The sequence below is a fragment of the Micromonospora sp. WMMD729 genome (assembly GCF_049315225.1).
Taxonomy (GTDB): domain Bacteria; phylum Actinomycetota; class Actinomycetes; order Mycobacteriales; family Micromonosporaceae; genus Micromonospora.
In genome coordinates, this window is sequence record NZ_CP186059.1 from 3,290,791 (window position 1) to 3,308,997 (window position 18,207).

At 72.9% G+C, this 18,207-nt stretch carries 15 protein-coding genes; 9 read left to right on the plus strand and 6 right to left on the minus strand.

Features of this window, described 5'->3' with window-relative positions; translation table 11 throughout:
• The first annotated feature begins 211 nt into the window (after positions 1–211).
• From ACN263_RS15245 to ACN263_RS15285, 9 genes are all read left to right on the plus strand, one after another.
• Entirely contained in the window at positions 212–1,540 is a 1,329-nt protein-coding gene (locus tag ACN263_RS15245) for a Gfo/Idh/MocA family protein (protein ID WP_422740474.1), read from the plus strand.
• Positions 1,541–1,559: 19 nt separating this feature from the next.
• On the plus strand, positions 1,560–2,993 hold the full coding sequence (uxaC, locus tag ACN263_RS15250; RefSeq protein WP_422740475.1) for a glucuronate isomerase: 1,434 nt from the start codon (positions 1,560–1,562) through the stop codon (positions 2,991–2,993).
• Positions 2,990–4,294 carry an enolase C-terminal domain-like protein gene (locus ACN263_RS15255; protein ID WP_422740476.1) on the plus strand — a complete coding sequence of 435 codons (1,305 nt, stop codon included), beginning with the start codon at positions 2,990–2,992 and terminating at the stop codon, positions 4,292–4,294. Before uxaC ends, ACN263_RS15255 begins: the two co-directional genes overlap by 4 nt.
• Positions 4,285–5,778 carry a mannitol dehydrogenase family protein gene (locus ACN263_RS15260; RefSeq protein ID WP_422740477.1) on the plus strand — a complete coding sequence of 498 codons (1,494 nt, stop codon included), beginning with the start codon at positions 4,285–4,287 and terminating at the stop codon, positions 5,776–5,778. The genes ACN263_RS15255 and ACN263_RS15260 overlap by 10 nt, the downstream gene beginning before the upstream one ends.
• Before the next feature lie 82 nt (positions 5,779–5,860).
• The gene (locus ACN263_RS15265) at positions 5,861–7,036 is read left to right on the plus strand and encodes a Gfo/Idh/MocA family protein (protein WP_422740478.1); all 1,176 of its coding nucleotides are present in this window, start codon (positions 5,861–5,863) and stop codon (positions 7,034–7,036) included.
• A 213-nt stretch (positions 7,037–7,249) separates the two neighbouring features.
• Entirely contained in the window at positions 7,250–7,582 is a 333-nt protein-coding gene (locus ACN263_RS15270) for a hypothetical protein (RefSeq protein WP_422740479.1), read from the plus strand.
• A 112-nt stretch (positions 7,583–7,694) separates the two neighbouring features.
• On the plus strand, positions 7,695–9,047 hold the full coding sequence (locus tag ACN263_RS15275) for a pectate lyase family protein (RefSeq protein ID WP_422740480.1): 1,353 nt from the start codon (positions 7,695–7,697) through the stop codon (positions 9,045–9,047).
• Between the two features lie 82 nt (positions 9,048–9,129).
• Positions 9,130–9,855, plus strand: a complete 726-nt coding sequence (locus ACN263_RS15280; protein ID WP_422740481.1) for an HD domain-containing protein — start codon at positions 9,130–9,132, stop codon at positions 9,853–9,855.
• Between the two features lie 138 nt (positions 9,856–9,993).
• On the plus strand, positions 9,994–11,496 hold the full coding sequence (locus ACN263_RS15285) for an FAD-binding oxidoreductase (protein WP_422740482.1): 1,503 nt from the start codon (positions 9,994–9,996) through the stop codon (positions 11,494–11,496).
• 15 nt (positions 11,497–11,511) lie between these two features.
• Here ACN263_RS15285 and ACN263_RS15290 read toward each other — a convergent pair whose 3' ends face one another.
• The 6 genes from ACN263_RS15290 to ACN263_RS15315 all read right to left on the minus strand — a co-directional run bounded on the left by ACN263_RS15290 (position 11,512) and on the right by ACN263_RS15315 (position 18,200).
• Positions 11,512–12,306 carry an AfsR/SARP family transcriptional regulator gene (locus ACN263_RS15290; RefSeq protein WP_422740483.1) on the minus strand — a complete coding sequence of 265 codons (795 nt, stop codon included), beginning with the start codon at positions 12,304–12,306 and terminating at the stop codon, positions 11,512–11,514.
• Positions 12,307–12,443: 137 nt separating this feature from the next.
• On the minus strand, positions 12,444–13,571 hold the full coding sequence (locus ACN263_RS15295) for a hypothetical protein (protein WP_422740484.1): 1,128 nt from the start codon (positions 13,569–13,571) through the stop codon (positions 12,444–12,446).
• Between the two features lie 13 nt (positions 13,572–13,584).
• Positions 13,585–15,930 carry a hypothetical protein gene (locus ACN263_RS15300; protein WP_422740485.1) on the minus strand — a complete coding sequence of 782 codons (2,346 nt, stop codon included), beginning with the start codon at positions 15,928–15,930 and terminating at the stop codon, positions 13,585–13,587.
• 12 nt (positions 15,931–15,942) lie between these two features.
• The gene (locus ACN263_RS15305) at positions 15,943–17,379 is read right to left on the minus strand and encodes a baseplate J/gp47 family protein (RefSeq protein WP_422740486.1); all 1,437 of its coding nucleotides are present in this window, start codon (positions 17,377–17,379) and stop codon (positions 15,943–15,945) included.
• Positions 17,372–17,875 (minus strand): hypothetical protein, encoded by a 504-nt coding sequence (locus ACN263_RS15310; RefSeq protein WP_422740487.1) that lies wholly within the window; start codon positions 17,873–17,875, stop codon positions 17,372–17,374. Before ACN263_RS15310 ends, ACN263_RS15305 begins: the two co-directional genes overlap by 8 nt.
• A 1-nt stretch (position 17,876) precedes the next feature.
• On the minus strand, positions 17,877–18,200 hold the full coding sequence (locus ACN263_RS15315; RefSeq protein ID WP_422740488.1) for a hypothetical protein: 324 nt from the start codon (positions 18,198–18,200) through the stop codon (positions 17,877–17,879).
• Positions 18,201–18,207 lie beyond the last annotated feature (7 nt).

The following is an 18,207-nucleotide window of genomic DNA, read 5'->3' on the forward strand; positions in this document are numbered from 1 at the left end:
GTCACGCGGGTGCCGCCAATTAATGCAAACGGTTGCTCCACTGTCAACGGTGAATGTTTGCAGCTCTGTTGCGTCGACGCACCCATTGGTGACCTTCAACCCCGCAAAAACCCATAATTGCCACCGATTGTGCCGGTGTCGTTGACGCCATGAGATCGATCGTGGTTACTTCACTGCAAACCTTTGCAGGGGTCATCCGGAGGGCGATCGCATGTCACCGACATCCGGCGGACGAGTCCGGTACGCCGTCGTGGGCACCGGTGCGCGGGCGGAGATGTTCGTCCGGGCCCTGGTGCTCGACCACGCCGACTCCGCCGAGCTGGTCGCCTTCGCCGACGTCAACCAGGCCCGGATGGACGCGCACAACCGCTGGCTGGGCGAGTTGGGACACCCCCCGGTGCCCACGTACCCGGCCGGCGAGTTCGCCTCGATGCTGGCGGCCGAGCACGTCGACACCGTCCTGGTGACCAGCGTGGACGTCACCCACGACGAGTACGTGGTGGCCGCGCTGCGTGCCGGCCGGGACGTCGTCACCGAGAAGCCGATGACCGTCGACGCCACCCGCTGCCGACGCATCCTGGACGCGGTGACCGAGACCGACAAACGGGTCACGGTCGCCTTCAACTACCGCTACAACCCGCTGCACGAGCAGGTCCGCCGGCTGCTCGCCGAGGGCGCGGTCGGCGAGATCGGCTCGGTGCACTTCGAGTGGCTGCTCGACGTACGCCACGGCGCCGACTACTTCCGCCGCTGGCACCGCGACAAGGCCACCTCCGGCGGCCTGCTGGTGCACAAGGCCAGCCACCACTTCGACCTGGTCAACTGGTGGCTGGCCGCCACCCCGGTCGAGGTGTACGCGGCGGGCCGGCTCTTCTTCTACGGCGAGGACGGCCGCCGGCACGGCTACGCCCGCGACTACGACCGGGCGTACGGCGCCCCGGCGGCCGTCGACGACCCGTTCGCGCTGCGGCTCGACGCGCATCCCCGGCTGCGCGAGCTGTACCTCGACGCCGAGGCCGAGGACGGCTACCAGCGCGACCGCAACGTGTTCGCCCCCGGGGTGAGCATCGAGGACGACATGGCGGTGCTCGCCCGCTACTCCACCGGCGCGACCATGACGTACCACCTCACCGCCTACGCCCCCTGGGAGGGCTACCGGGTGATGGTGAACGGCAGCCGGGGACGCCTCGAACTGGAGGTCACCGAGAACGACTACGTCGACCGGGGCACGGCCGGCGCGGTCAAGGGGGCGGCCCTGCACGGCGTCGAGGCGCCCGCCGAAGGGGGCGGCACGACACTCACCGTGCGCCCGTTCTGGGCACCGCCCCGGCGGATCCCCGTCGAGGGTCGTACCCGGCACGGGCACGGCGGCGCGGACGCCCGGATGACCGCGGTGCTCTTCGGCGGCCGACCCGATCCGCTGGGCCGCGCCGCGACGGCCGAGGACGGCGCGGCGGCCCTGCTCACCGGCCTGGCCGCCAACCGGTCCCTGGAGACCGGCCGACCCGTGCGCGTCGCCGACCTGCTCACCCCCCGCTGACCAGCAGACGAGGAGCCCCGTGCCGACGTCCGATTTCACCGACCTGCTCCTGCCGGCCGAGCCCGGCCAGCGCGCGCTGGCCCGGGAGCTGTACGCCCTCGCGGCGCGGCAACCGATCATCTCGCCGCACGGGCACGTCGACCCGGCCCTGCTCGCCGAAGACCGACCGTTCCCCGACCCGGCGCGGCTGCTCATCGTGCCCGACCACTACCTGACCAGAATGCTGCTCAGTCAGGGCGTACCCCCGGCCGACCTGGGGGTGCCCACCCGCGACGGCGACCCGGTGGAGGCCGACGGGCGGGTGATCTGGCGGCGCTTCGCGGCGCACTGGCACCTGTTCCGGGGCACCCCGTCGCGGCTGTGGTTGGAGCAGACCTTCCGCACCGTCTTCGGGGTGCACACCCCGCTACGTCCCGAGACCGCCGACGCCGTCTACGACGAGATCGCCGCGCGGCTCGCCGAGCCGGAGTTCCGGCCCCGGGCGCTGTTCGCGCGCTTCGGCATCGAGGTCCTCGCCACCACCGAGTCGCCACTGGACGACCTCGCGGCGCACGCCAAGCTCGCCGCCGACGGGTGGGGTGGTCCCGGCGGCCGGGTGGTCACCACGTTCCGGCCGGACGACGTGGTGGACATGGAGTTCGACGGCTGGTCGACGAACGTGGCCCGGCTCGGCGCGCTGGCCGGGGAGGACACCGGCACGTACCCCGGTTATCTGGCCGCGCTGCGGGCCCGCCGGGCGGCGTTCGTCGCGGCCGGCGCGACCTCGTCGGACCACGGGCATCCCACCGCGCGCACCCTGGACCTGACCCCGGCGGAGGCCGCCCGACTGTACGACCGTGGGCTGCGCGGCACGGCGGACGCCGCCGACGCCGAGGCGTTCCGGGCGCACATGCTGATGGAGTTCGCCCGCATGTCCCTCGACGACGGCCTGGTGATGCAGCTGCACCCCGGCGCGGTGCGCAACCACAACCGCTGGCTGTACCAGCGGCACGGCCGGGACGTGGGCGGCGACGTGCCGCAGGCCACCGAGTACGTGCACGCGCTCGCCCCGCTGCTGGACCGGTACGGCAACGACCCGCGGCTGACCGTGGTGCTCTACACCCTCGACGAGGACACCTTCACCCGCGAACTGGCCCCCCTCGCGGGCGGGTACGCCGCGCTGCTGCTCGGGGCGCCCTGGTGGTTCCTGGACTCCCCCGAGGCGCTGCGACGGTTCCGGGAGACGGTCACCGAGAGCGCCGGCTTCTACAACACCACCGGGTTCGTCGACGACACCCGGGCGTTCTGCTCCATCCCGGTCCGCCACGACGTGGCCCGCCGGGTCGACGCCGGCTTCCTGGCCCGGCTGGTCGCCGAGCACCGGCTGGGCCTGGACGAGGCCGCCGAGACGATCGTCGACCTGGCGTACCGGCTGCCCAAGCGGGTCTTCCACTTCGAGGGAGCACACCAGTGACCGTCACCATCACCTCCGTCGACGTGCACGACGTACGGTTCCCGACCGCCGCCCGGGGCGACGGGTCGGACGCGATCAACCGGGGCGACTACTCGGCGACGTACGTGGAGTTGGGCACCGACGCCGGGCCGGTGGGCGCCGGGTTCACCTTCACCAACGGGCGGGGCAACGAGATCACCTGCGCGGCGGTACGGGCGCTGGCCCACCATGTCGAGGGCCGGACGCTCGAGGAGATCGCCGCCGAGCCGGTGGCGTTCTGGCGCTCGCTCAGCGCCGACGTGCAGTTGCGCTGGCTGGGCCCCGAGAAGGGCGTCATCCACATGGCGACCGGCGCGCTCGTCAACGCGGTGTGGGACCTGCGGGCCAGGATCGCCGGCAAGCCGATGTGGCGGTTCCTGGCCGAGCTGCCCACCGACGACCTGGTCGCCAGCGTCGACTTCCACCACATCACCGACGCGCTGACGCCCGACGAGGCGGCGGCCATCCTCGACAAGGGACGCGACGGCCTGGCCGACCGGTTGGCGACGCTGGAACGGGACGGTTTCCCTTCGTACACCACGTCGGTCGGGTGGCTCGGCTACCCGGACGAGAAGGTACGGGCGTTGAGCCGGCAGGCGTACCACGACGGTTGGCGGGCGATGAAGATGAAGGTCGGCGGCCCACTCGCCGACGACCTGCGCCGGGCCCGGATCATCCGCGCCGAGATCGGCCCGGACGCGCTGCTGATGATGGACGCCAACCAGGTCTGGGACGTCGACGAGGCGATCACCGCGATGACCGCCCTCGCCGAGGTCGACCCGTACTGGATCGAGGAGCCGACGCACGCCGACGACATCCTCGGTCACGCCCGGATCGCCAGCGCGGTGACCGAGCTGACCGACGGCCGGTGCCGGGTCGCCACCGGCGAGGTGGCCGCCAACCGCGTCATCTTCAAGCAGCTCCTCCAGGCCGAGGCGATCGGCGTGATGCAGGTCGACGCGTGCCGGGTCGGTGGCGTCGACGAGGTCCTCGCGGAGCTGCTGCTCGCGGCGAAGTTCGGGGTGCCGGTCTGCCCGCACGCCGGGGGCGTCGGGCTCTGCGAGTACGTCCAGCACCTGGCGATCTTCGACTACCTGCGGGTGGGCACGAGCCTCGACGGCCGGATGATCGAGTACGTCGACCACCTGCACGAACACTTCGTCGACCCGGTGCGCACCCGTGGCGGCCGCTACCTGCTGCCGGACCGCCCCGGCTACAGCGCCACCATGAGACCGGCGTCGATCGCCGAGTTCCGGTTCCCGGACGGTCCGGCATGGCGGTGACCGTCGGCGCGTCCCGCCTCGGCCTGGGTGTGCTGCGCCAGTTGCCCGTCGAGTCCCGTCCGCTCGTGCGCCCGGGCACCGTGCCGACCGGCGTCGTACACCTGGGGTTGGGCGCCTTCCACCGCGCGCACCAGGCGGTCTACACCGAGGCGGCGGTCGGCGCGGCCGGCGGCGACTGGGGCATCGTGGCCGTCGCCCCGCGCAGCGCCGCCGTGGTCGACGCGCTCGCCGCCCAGGACAACCTGTTCAGCGTGAGCGCCCTCTCCGCCGCCGACACCAGCACCCGGGTGGTGGGCGCGCTGAGCGGGGTCCGGCACGCGCCGAGCGACCCGGACGCCGTGGTGGCGTTGCTCGCCGACCCGGCGGTCCGCGTCGTGACGCTCACCGTCACCGAGAAGGCGTACCAGCTCGACCCGGTGACCGGCCGGTTGTCGCCGGACTCCGCGCTCGCCGCCGACCTCGCCGGTCATCGACCCCCGACGACCGTGCCGGGTCTGCTGCTGCGCGGACTGGCCGCCCGCGCCGCCGCGGACGCCGGGCCGATCGCCCTGGTGAGCTGCGACAACCTGCCGGCCAACGGCCGACGGCTGCGGGGCCTGGTCGACCAGGGGATCGAGCGGGCCGCCGGGGTGCCGACCGGGCTCGTCGACTGGGTGGCCGCCAACGTGACCTGCCCGGGCACCATGGTGGACCGCATCGTGCCGGCCAGCACGCCCGAGACCATCGACACGGCCCGCCGGGCGCTCGGCGTCACCGACCTGGCCGCGGTGGCCGCCGAGCCGTACGCGCAGTGGGTGATCGAGGACGACTTCCCCGGCGGGCGGCCGGGTTGGGAACACGCCGGGGCAGTGCTGACCGACGACGCCGGGCCGTGGGAGCGGTTGAAGCTGCGGGCCCTCAACGGCGTGCACTCGGCCGTGGCGTACCTCGGCGCGCTGGCCGGGCGGGAGACCATCGCGGACGCGCTGGCGATCCCGCACCTGACCGACGTGCTGCGCCGGCTGATCGCCGAGGACGTCGCGGCCAGCTTCACCCCGCCGGACGGGGTCCGGGTCGTCGACTACGGCGAGCAGGTCCTGGCCCGGTTCGGCAACCCGGCAATCCGGCACCGCACCCTCCAGGTCGCCATCGACGGCTCGCAGAAGCTGCCGCAACGCATCCTGCAGACCATCGCCGACCTGCGCGCGTCCGGACGGTCCGCGCGCTGGGGCGCGCTGGTCGTGGCGTCCTGGTTGCGCTTCGCGCTGGGGTACGCCGACGACGGCCGCCCGCTGCCGTTGCAGGATCCCCTCGCCGGGTCCATCCGGGCCGCCCTGGACGCCGGCGCGCAGAGCCCGGCCGGCGCGGTGGACGCCGTCTTCGCGCTGCGCGAGGTCATCCCGGCCGAGGTCGCCGACGACGACGACGTACGCGCCGAGGTGATCGCCTGGCTCACCGCGCTCGGCCGGCACGGCGTCGAGGCGACCCTGGCCGGCGTCCGGTGAGCCGGGCGGCGGTGGCCGGCACGACGGTGGCCGGCACGACGGTGGCTTCGGTCGGCGCGGCGGTGGCAGCGGATGTGGTCGCGTGAACGGGTTGGTGCCGCCGGCGACGGTGGCGGTGATCGGGGCGAACGGGCACGGCCACTGGCACCGGCGGGTGATCGCGCCGCTGCACGCCGACGGCCGGCTGCGGCTCGTCGCCCTGGTCGACGTCGGGCCGGTACGCGACGAGCGGGAGGCGCCCGTGCCGCCCGGCGTCGGGGTGTTCACCGACCACCGGGCGATGCTCGCCGCCACCCGCCCGGAGGTGGTGGTGATCTGCACCCCGCCGCACACCCACCTGCCGATCGCCCTCGACGCCCTGGCGGCCGGCGCGGACCTGCTGCTGGAGAAACCACCGGTGCTGTCGATGGCCGAGCACCGCGAGCTGAGCGACGCGCTCGCGGCGTCCGGACGGGTGGCCCAGGTCGGCTTCCAGGCGCTCGGTTCGGCGGCGCTGACCGCGCTGACCGACGCGCTGGCCGCCGGCCGCCTCGGCACGGTCACCGGCATCGCCACGGTCGCCGCGTGGCAGCGGCCGGACGCCTACTACGCCCGCGCCCCGTGGGCCGGCCGCCGCAGCGTGGACGGCCGACCCGTGCTGGACGGCGCGCTGGCGAACCCGCTCGCGCACGCGGTGATGCAGTGCCTGGCCGTCGCCGAGTCGCTGGGCGGGGCGCCGCCGTCGCCGGTCGCGATCGAGGCGGAGCGGTACCGGGTACGACCGATCGAGGTGGAGGACACGGCCGTGCTGCGCGTCCGGTTCCGCGCCGGCCCACCCGTACTGGCGGCGGTCACACTGGCCTCGGCGCGATTCGTGGCGGGCGAGGTGACGGTGACCGGTACGACCGGGCAGGCCGTACTGGAATATCCGACCGACCGGTTGCGCCTGCCCGGGGACGCGACACCCCGCCACGTCCCCGGTCGGCAGGGCCTGCTGGAGAACCTGCTCGCCCACCGGATCGACCCGCCCGGGACGCCGCTGATCGCGCCGCTGGCCCGTACCGCGCCGTTCACCGCGCTGCTGGACGCGCTGTGGGCCGCCCCCGAGCCCCGACTGCTCGACGGCGACCTGGTCGACGTGGTGGGCGACGGGCACGAACGGGCTCGCCACCTGCGCGGCGTGGTCGAGGTACTGCGTCGGGCGGCCGAGCAGGGCGCGCTGCCCAGCGAGCAGGACGTGCCGTGGGCCGTGCCGGCGTACCGCGCGCACCTGGGGTAGTGGTGGCGCCGTGCGGTGGCGAGGGTGCTGCGGTTGTCCTTTGCTCTGCTTCAACCGAGGCAATACTTTTGCCCCGCAGGTGTCGCCTGGGTTGAAGCAGAGCAAAGGAGGCGGTGGGTAGACGCCCGCCCCTCCTCCGACACTTTGGGCAGGCGCCCGACGTCAGCGGAGGCGACCTTCAGAGCGAGCATCCGTGCAATAAACTGCGTCCACATGGGAACAGTTGACCTGGCCTTGGCCGTCGCGGTCGCCGTGGCCAACCTGGCCGTCGCCGCCGTGCTGCTCGCCAGGAGCCGTAGCGGCATGGCGGCGCCCCGGATTTTCGGCCGCTTGCAGCCGCTCCCCCGACTGCGGGCTGCGATGCACGCCTGCCTGGGGCTTGGGTTGGGGGTCGGCTGGCTCGTCAAGGACATCTTCCCGCCGCACTCCCCGGGTGACGCGGTGCTGTCCACCACGGTGCGAATCCTGCTGGTGACTGGTCTGGTCGCCGCTCTGCTGGTCGCTTTCCGGCAGGTGCGACCCGCGCGGCACGAGGCCGCACGTTAGCCGCAGGCACGACTGCAACATTTCTGCAAACAATTTATATTGACCGACATAAAAGCATGAACCTACCGTTCCTGGTGGATGCCGAACCACCACCAGCGAACGGAAACAATCAATGCGTACACCCCTCGTGGGCGCGATGGCGCTTGCCCTCCTGCTGGTCGGCGCACCGGCCGCCGCTTCCCACTCCGACTCGACAGCCCCCGACCGGCTGCCCTGGTCGGCCCGTCACCTCGGTGGGCAGGCCCTGCCGGAGCGGGATGGCTGGGCGGCCGAGGGCGTCGGCACCACAGGCGGTTCGGCGGCGGCACACGACCGGACGCGGGTGGTCCGCAGCAGGGCCGAACTTGTCGACGCCCTGGGCGGCGACAACGCAACGAACGCCACCGACGCCACCCCGAAACTGATCTACGTGGACGGTGCCGTCGACGGCTTCGAAGGGGCCGACGGCACCCCGCTGACCTGCGCCGAGCTGGCCGACCCGGGGTACCGGCTCGCGGACTACCTGGCCGCGTACGACCCGGCGGTGTGGGGTCGGGTCGCGCCGGCCGGACCGCTGGAGGAGGCCCGGGTGCGGTCGGTGGCGAACCAGACCCGGCAGACCCAGATCAACGTGGGGCCCAACACCACCATCGTCGGGCTGCGCGGCGCGCGGCTGACCGGCCTCACCCTCATGGTCGACCGGGCGTCGAACGTCATCGTCCGGAACCTGACCTTCGCCGACGCCCGGGACTGCTTCCCCGCCTGGTCACCCACCGACGGTGACGCGGGCAACTGGAACAGCCAGTTCGACCAGATCTCGGTCCGCCGCAGCGAGAACGTGTGGATCGACCACAACACCTTCACCGACGGCGACAACCCGGACAGCGGCCAGCCGACCTACTTCGGACGGCCGTACCAGGTGCACGACGGGTCGCTGGACGTCACGCACACCGCCAGCCTGGTCACCGCGTCGTGGAACCGCTTCACCGGGCGGGACAAGGTGCTGCTGATCGGCTCGTCCAACACGGTCGGCCCGGACGTGGGTCGGCTGAAGGTGACCCTGCACCACAACCTCTTCGACGGTGTGCTGCAACGGCTCCCCCGGGTGCGTTTCGGCCAGGTCGACGTCTACAACAACCAGTACCGGCTCGGCGGGGACGACTTCGAGTACGCGCTCGGCGTCGGCGTGCAGTCGGCGCTGTACGCCGAGAACAACTTCTTCGCCCTGGACCCGGCGGTCAACCCGGCCGACCTGCTCCACGACTGGGGCGGCACGGCGTTGACCGAGCGGGGCTCGTGGATTCGCCAGGGCGACGGGCCGGCACGACCGGCCGACCTGCTGGCGGCGTACAACGAGGCACACGACCCCGACCTGGGCGGCGACGCGGGCTGGACCCCCACCCTGCGCCACGGCCCGGTCCTACCCGCTCCCCTGGTGCCGCTCGTCGTGGGCCCGCTCGCCGGTGCCGACCGGCTGCCGGTCTGACGGATCGGCGCGCGGAGAACTCGCGGTCGGGTGGGCGACCTACCGGCCCATCGACGTGGAGAAGATCGGCTATAAGTGACCCATGGACTTCCCGCCGCACCTGAGCAGCATGCCGATGCACGCGATCACCGAGATCCACGGCGAACCGGGCCTGCTGGAGCGCTTCCGCCTGGAGGTCCAACAGTTCGAGGACGCCGACCGGGCGCGGTTGACCGCCGCGCTCGACCTCGCCGCCGAACTGCACCGCGACGACCGGCGTGTGCGTGAGCCGTACCTGAACCACCTGTTACGCGTGGCCATCCGGTTGATGCACCACTACCAGGTGCGGGACGTGGACGTGATCGTCGCCGGTCTGCTGCACGACGCGGTCGAGGACCACCCGTTCGAGCTGGCCGGCGGCGACTCCGGGCCGGACCCGACGCCGGCCGCGCTGCGGGCACTCTCCGCGCGGTTCGGGCCGCGCGTCGCCACGCTCGTCGCGGCCGTCACCAACCCGGTGTACGACCCGCGCCGCGACCGCAACGAGCAGTACCGCGAGCACCTCGCGGTCAGCCTGGAACGGGAACCGTGGGCACGGGTGATCAAGGTGTCGGACTTCACCGACAACGGCGTGGGGGTCATCCACACGATCGGCCCGAAGGTCGTCTCGTCGGCCCGCAAGTACCGGCCGCTGGTACCGCTCTTCCGCGACCTGATCAGCCGGCCGGACACGCCGCTGTCCCCCGCGGTGAAGCGGCACATCTTCGACCAGCTCGACCTCGCCGAGGAGCGCTTCAGCGCGATCCTCGACCAACCGGCCCCGAACTGACGGCCGCCCCGTCACCCGACCGGGTTCCGCGACAGATTCTCAGAGTTGCGCTCACGTCCTCGACCGTACGGTTGGTTCGCACCGGATGAGGCATTCGTCTTGTTTGTCCGGGCATCCCCGATCGAGAGGACTCGGACCATGCGTGACCTTTCCCGGCGCGACCTGCTCAAGGCGACGGCCGCCGGCGCCGGAGCGGTCGCGCTCCCCGCCGTGGTCGCCGGCAGCTCCGCGATCGCGTCGGACGGCCGGTCCTCCGCCGACCGGCCGTCCGACGACAGGTTCCCGCCGGCCGAACTGACCGGCCGGATCGTGCGTCCGCAGAGCCCGGACTACGCGACCGCGAGCCTCGGGTGGGACGAGCTGTTCGTGCACTATCCGCTGGTCATCGTGTTCGCGCAGGAGACCCGGGACGTGGTCAACGCCCTCACCTGGGCGCGGCAGCACAACGTCGCGCTGCGGGTCCGCAGCGGACGGCACAGCCTCGAGGGCTGGTCGAACGTCGACAACGGCATCGTGATCGACGTCAGCGAACTCAAGGACACCCACATCGACCCGGCAGCTCGCACCGCGACGGTCGGCGCGGGGTTGAACCAGTTGGAGGCGGTGACGACGCTCGGGGAGTACGACCTCGCGGCGACGACCGGCACGGAGGGATCCGTCGGGTTGTCCGGCGCGACCCTCGGAGGCGGCTTCGGGTTCCTCACCCGCTACCTGGGGATGGCCTGCGACAACCTGATCGGAGCGGACATCGTCGTCCCGGCGGGGGCCGACGGCGCGCGGGTCCTCAAGGTCGACCCGTGGAACCACGCCGACCTGCTCTGGGCGCTGCGCGGCGCTGGGAACGGCAACTTCGGGATCGTCACCTCGCTGACCTACAAGGTCGCCCCGCTCCGCAGCGTCGCCTACCTCCAGGCGACCTGGTCCGGCCTCGACGACCTGCACGGCGTCTTCGACACCTGGCAACGCACCGCGCCGTTCAGCGACCCGCGCCTCGGCACCCAACTGGAGATCCACCGGAACGAGATCCTGCTGTTCGGAGTGCTCGCCGAAGGGTCGGAGGCCGAGGCCAGGAAGCTGTTGGGGCCGATACTGTCCATCGGCGACCCCACGGTCACCGTACAGATCGGCGGCTGGGGGGACGTGTACGCCGGTTTCCAGATCCCGACCGAGGACGAGCCGGCGAACTGGAAGTTTTTCTCCCAGTTCACCAGGGAACCGTTCCCGGACAGGGCGATCGACGTGATCCGCGAGTTCATGCGGAAGGCTCCGACCGACGACAGCAACTTCTTCACACAGGCCTTCGGCACCGGCGCGCAACGGCAGGAGCCGTTCGGTGGCACGGCCTTCCCGCACCGCGACGCGCTGTTCTACTCCGAGCCCGGTGCGGGCTGGGGCACCCGCGGCGAGCCCGACAGCGGGGACGCCCTCACCCCGGTCGCCCAGGCCTGGATCGCCGAGTTCAGCCAGGCGTTGCGGCCGTACGTGGACGGGGCGTACGTCAACGTGCCGAACGTCGGGATGGCCGAGTGGGAGACGGCCTACTGGGGACGCAACTTCGACCGGCTGCGCCGGATCAAGGCGACGTACGACCCGCACAACGTCTTCCAGTACGAGCAGAGCATCCCGCCCGCCACGCACTGACCAAGGCGACCGGCGTCAACGGTGCCGGCGGACCGCCTCCGGGACGGTCACGCCGGTCAGGCCGGCGCGGACGAGCTGTTCCAGCCACCGGGTCGGGGCGATGCCCAACTCCCGGCCCAGGTCGGCGCGGAACAGCTCGAACCGCCGGACCGCCTCGTTGAGGTTGCGCTCGGCCAGGTGCACACCGATGAGCACCCGGGTGGCGCTCTCCCGCAGCGGCTCCAGGTGCACGGCGGTCAGCGCCACCTGCACCGCCTCGCTGAGGCGTCCCTGCGCGGTGAGCCGTTCGGCCAGGGCCTCCAACGCGTGCAGTTGGGTCTGGCGCAGCCGCTCCCGCTCCGTCAGCACCCAGTCGTCGTACCAGCCGGGCAGCAGTTCGCCGGTCGCCAGCGCGGGCACCCCGACACCGACGCCGGCCGGCACACCGCCGGCCAGCAGCGCCGCGGCGGCCGCACCGAGGGTGGCCACGTCGCTGGTCACGCCGGCGGCCAGGGCCAGCCGGTCGTCCTCCTCGACCAGGGGCTCGGAGGTGGCCCGGTGCAGTCGCCAGAGCATGGTGCGCAGGTTCGCCCGGGCCCGTTCCTCGTGCGAGCCCGGCCAGAGGGTGCCGGCGGCTTCCCAGCGGGCGCACCGCTGGCGTACGCCGAGGTACGCGAGCAGTCGGCGGGCGCCCTGCGGCACCGCGACGGACCGACCGTCGCGTTCCAGGGCGAACCCGCCGAGCAGCCGCAGCGCGTAGCGCGGTGGTCGCGCCACTTCGGTCTCCTGCGCCCCGGAGCGGAGGTCCTGTGCCACCTCGTGAACTGCCATCCGCGTGCCCTTCGTACCCGATCGCTCCGTGGGAGTCCCACGCTCGGGTGTGGAGGGTCGGTACGCCAGCGCAGTGTCGTCACACCGACCCGGCGAACGGCGCGGATCAACCGTTCGCCGGAGTCGTCGCCGGCCGTTCAGCGCAGCTTGCTCAGCGTCTGGGCGTACCCGGTCCACTCGGCGGCGTCGCCGGCCTCGGCGCGTACCCCGGCCTCCTTCATGATGCCCAGCACCCGTTCGGCCGGCGCCTCGGCGAGCTTGCCGAGCGTGCTGATCCCGGCGCGGGCCAGCGCGGCGCGGGCCTTGGTCGGCACCCCGGCGAGCATCGCGATGTCGGCGTCCGCGACGTTCTCCAGCCCGGCGTCGACGCCGAGGGCGGCGGAGACCGCCGACTGGGCCCCGACGGTGGTCCGGACGATGACGGCCTCGCGCTCGCTGACCTCGGCGATCATCGCGTCCAGGCTCGGGTAGCTGCTGTCGGCCGGCAGCACCTTGAGCACGTCGCGGATCGTCCGGCCGTCGGCCACCTCGTCCTCGCCGAAGAAGCGGATGAACTCGCCCAGCTTCACCTCGCGCGGGAAGCGCTGCCGCACGTCGCCGTGCTCGACGGCGTAACGGGCGACCTGGGCGGCGCCGCGCACCTTCGGGCCGACCACCACGTCCACGCCGAGGGTCTCCACGGCGGGCAGCACGATCGTGCCGGCCTTGGTCTGCCAGATGCTGACCTTCTTGTCCATGAACATGGTGGTGCCCATGTACTTGCCGAAGTCCAGCGCGCCGATGTAGTTGGGGATCTGCTCGAAGGTGTACGGGCTGGGCACGATCTTGTTCTCGTGCACCGTCGAGTGCAGCCGGTTGATCTCGGCGCGGATCTCGTCGAGCAGCCGACGCAGGCTCACCCGCATCGCGGCCATGCAGGTGAACGCCTTGGCCAGGTCGGTGCCGAGGTGGTCCAGGTCGTGCTCGATACGGTGGAACCGCTCGTTGAAGCCCTGCTCCCCCGGTGTCTGGCCGGCCTGTACGACGTCCTCGCCGTCCACCCAGTCGGTGTGCGCGAACGTGCGGGCGAACGGCGGTGGCGCGCAACCCGGCTCGACGGCTGGGAACGGTTCGGCGTAGCTGAACACCCGCTTCGCGGTGCCGACGTTCTCGTAGATCCAGGAGGAGACCAGCACGCTGGCGTCCGAGGCAGGAATGCCGCCACGGGTGAACGCCTCGTACAGCTCGGTGACGGTCACCCCGTCGTAGTTGATCTCGTTCGCCATCGTGGTGTCCCTCTCAAAGCTGGTCGTACACGCCGCGGTGCCGGCGCTGCTGGAAGGTGCGGAAGGTCCGGGCCACGGCCGGGCGCAGCGGCTCGGCGGTGCCGTCGCCGTCGACGTCGACGTGGTCCCGGCGGATGCCGAAGGTGTTGATCTCCACGCCGAGCGGGCAGACCCTGGTCAGGGCGTTCATCAGCCGCTCGTACTGCTCCAGGGTCAACGTCACCCCGTCGGGCAGCTCGACCCGGAACTCGTACGGATCGGTCCGGCCGGTCCGCACGTAGGAGAGCGCCACCACGGCGACCAGCCCGGCGTGGGTGGGGCGCAGCGCGGTCCGCGCCCCGACCGCCTTGATCTCCGCCGTGCCGCCGCCGAGTCCCACGGTGTACCAGCGGAACCCGGTGGCCCGGCGCTCGCTCAGGTTCACTCCGGCCTGCGGCAGCCCGATGACGCTGCACACCAGCAGCACCCGGTTGCCGGTCTCGACCAGCGGCAGCGCGGCGGCGAGGTGCGCATCGCGCAGCAGGCCGACCAGCCGGGCCAGCCGGTCGGCGGCGGCCGGCTGCCCGGCGACCAGCGCGGACGCCAGCGCCGCCGGCAGTTCGATGGTCTCCACCAGCTCGTCGGGGAGGCGGTTCAGCGCGGCCACCACGGGCGCCGGATCGCGCACCGCGGGCAGGCCGGCGGCGGCGAGCACCGCGTCGACGGGCTGCCCGGCCGGTCGGGTCGGCACGGCCGCCCACCGGGTCCGGGCCACCGCGTCGGTCAACGGGTTCCACGCCGGCTCCCCGGCGGCCGTCCAGGCTGTCCGGGCCGCCGACAGCCCGGCCAGCAGCAGGGCGTTGCCACCCGGATCACCCGGGGCGTGGAACTGCGCCTGCACCGCCGCGTCGACGCCCACCGGGGCGGTCAGCGGCGCGGTCACCGCCAGCCCCCGGGTGGGCAGGTGCGACAGGTACATCACGGTGGTGCTGAGCCGGTGCGTGGTCGGCAGCCCGCACACCCGCCACAGCCAGGACAGCTCGCCGTCGGCCGAGACGGCGGGCACACCGGCGGCACGGGCGGCGACGATGAGCGCCTCGGCGGTCCGGTCGGCGGTCACCGCCCGGCCGGTGTCCAACACCCGGTTGCGCAGGTCGGTGGCCTGCGCGGGGGTCGGCCAGCTCACGTCGACGCCGAGACCCAACTCGTAGCGGCTGCCACCGGCGTCGTCCTGGGCCCGGCTGACCTGCCACACGATCGTCGAGCCGAGCGCCCGGCAGACCCGCCCCGCACGGTCCAGGGCGGCGGCCAGCGGGGGCGCGACGGCGTGCGAGCTGTCGAAGGCGTACGACTGGCGCAGGCTCGCGCGCAGCGCCGTGACCTCGGCCAGCCGGCTCGCCGGCAGGGCCCGACCGGCGTGCACGGTGTTGTTCGGCGGGGTGTTGGCGGGCAGCACCAGGCGGTCGCGGCGCAGCTGGGCGAGGAAGTTGGTGCGGTGCTGCGGGTCGCCGACGGCCACCAGCCGGACCGCCACCGCGAACTGGTCGTCGTCCTCGCGCAGGGTGAAGCGCGCGCCCCCGGGCAGGTCGGCGAAGAGGCCGGTGTTCGGGTCGGTGTCCGCGCCGGGACCGTTGAGCAGGCGGCGGACCGCGCCCGGGGTGGGCAGCAGGAACCGCCGGTACAGCCCGAGCCGGTGGGCGTACGCCGCGTCCGGCTCGCGGGCCGGCGGGGCCAGCCGGCGGGCGTACACCTCGTCGTTGGTCGGCTCGTGGACCAGCTCGTCGACGAAGCGGGCCACCCCGACGTCCGCGCCGATCCGGTCCAGGGCGTCGCGCCGGGCGTGCGCCAGGGTGCGGTACGCGTGCACCTCCCGGGCCGCGCGGCGCAGCCGGTGCTTCTCGTACGACACCAGGTAGAGCAGCCGTCCCAGGTTGCCCTCGACCACGGCCAGCTCGACCAGCGCCGTGCGCGCCGCACCGGTGACCGTCGTGGCGGCGGCCCCCTCGGCGGCCCGCTCGACCGCCACGGCGACGGCGAACGGCGCGACCAGCGGCTCGTCGGCGGTGTCCGGCACGTACGCGGGCACCGACGCGCCCTCGGCGGACCAGGGCGCGAAGACCGCCGGTGGCAGCACCCGCTGCCCCGCGCCGCCCGGGTCGACGGTGACCGTCACCCGGACGGTCTCCTCGGCCAGGTCGCGGCGCAGCACGACGGTGAGCAGCGGGTGTCGACTCGTCCAGTCCACGGCGGCGGCGCCGGACTCGGCCAGCGGCACCACGACCCGCCGGACGGTCCCCGGGTACGGGCCCTCCAACTGGTCGACGAGGTTGCGTTCGACGGACGGGTCGGCGCCGTCCACGGGTACCCGGATGTCGGTCATCGCGGCCCCCGCTCAGACGATCCGGAACGGCCGGGGGTCGTCCCGGTCGACGTAGACGGGCACCTGGTTGGCGGCGAGCACCGCGTTGTCGCCGACCGGCAGCCGCTGCACCCCGTCACCGGTGGGCGCGCTGGAGGTCACCACCACCGCCGAGTCGGCCGGGAAGCGCACCAGCCGCAGGTTGCGCACGTCGGCGACGCCCGGCTCGTTCATGATCGTCCAGACCACCTCGGCGACGCGGACCGGCTCGCCGAAGGGCAGCTCGTCGACGTACCGGCGCAGCCGGGCGTGCAGCCGGGCGCGCAGCTCGGTGGCGGCCGTGGAGGCGTTCACCGTCTCCGTCGAGCCGGTGGGCAGCGGCAGACCCCGGATCACCAGGTCGGCCTCGACGCCGATGCCGACCTCGTCGGCGCGGTCCACCGAGGCGAAGATGCCCACCGGGCGCAGGTCCTCGATGACCGACTCGACGGCGGCGTGCAGCCCGTCCGGCCCCTCCCAGATGGCGGCGGCGGTCGGCGCGACGAGCACGGTGACGTAGTACGGGTTGCCCAGGTCGCGTTCGGTGCTGAAGACCCGCTCGATGAAGTTGAAGTTGCCGAAGATGGACTGGTTGAGGTCCAGCCCGCCCCTGCCGTCGAAGACCTGCACCTGTCGTACTCCTGGAACGGTGGCCACGGCGAGGCCGATCGCCTCGGCCGTCCAGATGGAGCGGGGCGCGGCCAGCAGCAGTTGCCGGTAGCGGGCGTCGGAGACCTGCTGCTCGCCGCCGGTGAGCGCGACGGTGTGGGTGATCTCGACCAGCTCCTTGCCGGCGGCCTGCTCGGCGTCGTCCAGGTCGGCCAGCAGGGTGTCGGCGCGGTTCCACCGGTCGATCTTCTGGCTGGCCTGGGTGGGGTCGAGGTTGTGCGCCGGGCCGGGATAGAAGGCGGCCACGGCCGGTTCGCGCTCGCCGACGGCGGCGGAGAGCACCACCGTCTCGTCCAGGGCCACGTGGTGTCCGCCCGGGGTGGACAGCCGCGCGCCCCGGGGCAGCGTGAGCTGGCTGTGGCCGGTCGGCAGGGCGGCCTTGAGCTTCAGCTTCACCGTCCCCCGGGCCTGCAGGTACGGCCGGGCGATGCCGAGTTCCTCGCCGAGGCGGGTCAGCGCGTCGGCGGTCGCGGACACCACGAAGGAGTTGTCGTACACCGCGCCGAGCGCCGCCCACATCCGGGCGTCCTCCAGGGCGGTGAGTTCGAGGACCTTGCGCAGCACCGCGCCGCTGGTCAGGTCGACGTCCTCGCCGAAGAGCAGGCGGGCGGTGGCCAGCTTCTCGGCGAGCAGCCGGGCGAAGGACTTGGGCACGAAGCCGGTGTCGACGATGCCGAAGCCCGTCGAGCCGGTGGTCCGCAGCGCGGCGGCGTCGACGGCGAGGACGTCGGCCAGCTCGGCCGGGAGGGTCGGGTCAGACACTGGGCAGCTCCCCGAGGCGCACCGAGAGCCGGTCGTCGGTGATGGTTTCGAACTGGACCTGGACCTGGAGGGTGCGCGAGGCGCGCAGCGCGGCGGCCGACGCGTCGTCGGCGCGGCCGGCGCCGAGCCGGCCGTCGTCGAGGTTCACGTCGACGATCTTGCGGACCCGCGGATCGCGGTCGAGCAGGGTGATGATGCCGATGCGGACCTGCTCGCGGATGAGGTTCGGCTCGATCTGCTCGGCGAGGGCGTCGAGACCGTCGAAGCCGAACGTGGCGTCGAAGACGTTCGAGCCGCGCAGCGTGGTCAGCGCCACCGCGAGGCTCTGCGCCACGTTGCCGGTGCCTTCGACCAGGGCCAGCGTCCGGCCGTTCGGGCCGTCGTCGAAGACGATGTCCCGGGCCAGGTCGACGCCGGGCATGGTGGGTTCGAAGGCGAGGCCCCAGCCGAGGTAGCGGCGTTGGGCGGCCTGTCGTTCGCGCTCGGTACGGTCCACCTCAGGCCGCCTTCAGCTTGCTCTGGCCGGCGCTGGCGGCCAGTCCGGGGCTGGAGCCGTCGGTGGCGCCGCTGAGCGAGTCCAACGCCACCGCGACGCTGCCGACCGTGAGCTTGCCGGCCGCCCCGGTCGCGGACGTCACGGTGCTGCACTGCTTGGTGGAGTTGCTGGTGGTGATGGTGCAGCCGGACACCGACCTGCCGTTGATGCCGTCGAGGCGGACCACCGGCTTGTGGTCGACGGTCAGCTTGCCCTGCCCGGTCGGAGAGACCTTCCCCTGGTTGGGGCAGTGCACGTCGCTCGACGTGGTGAGCACGAAGGCCATGTCCCTC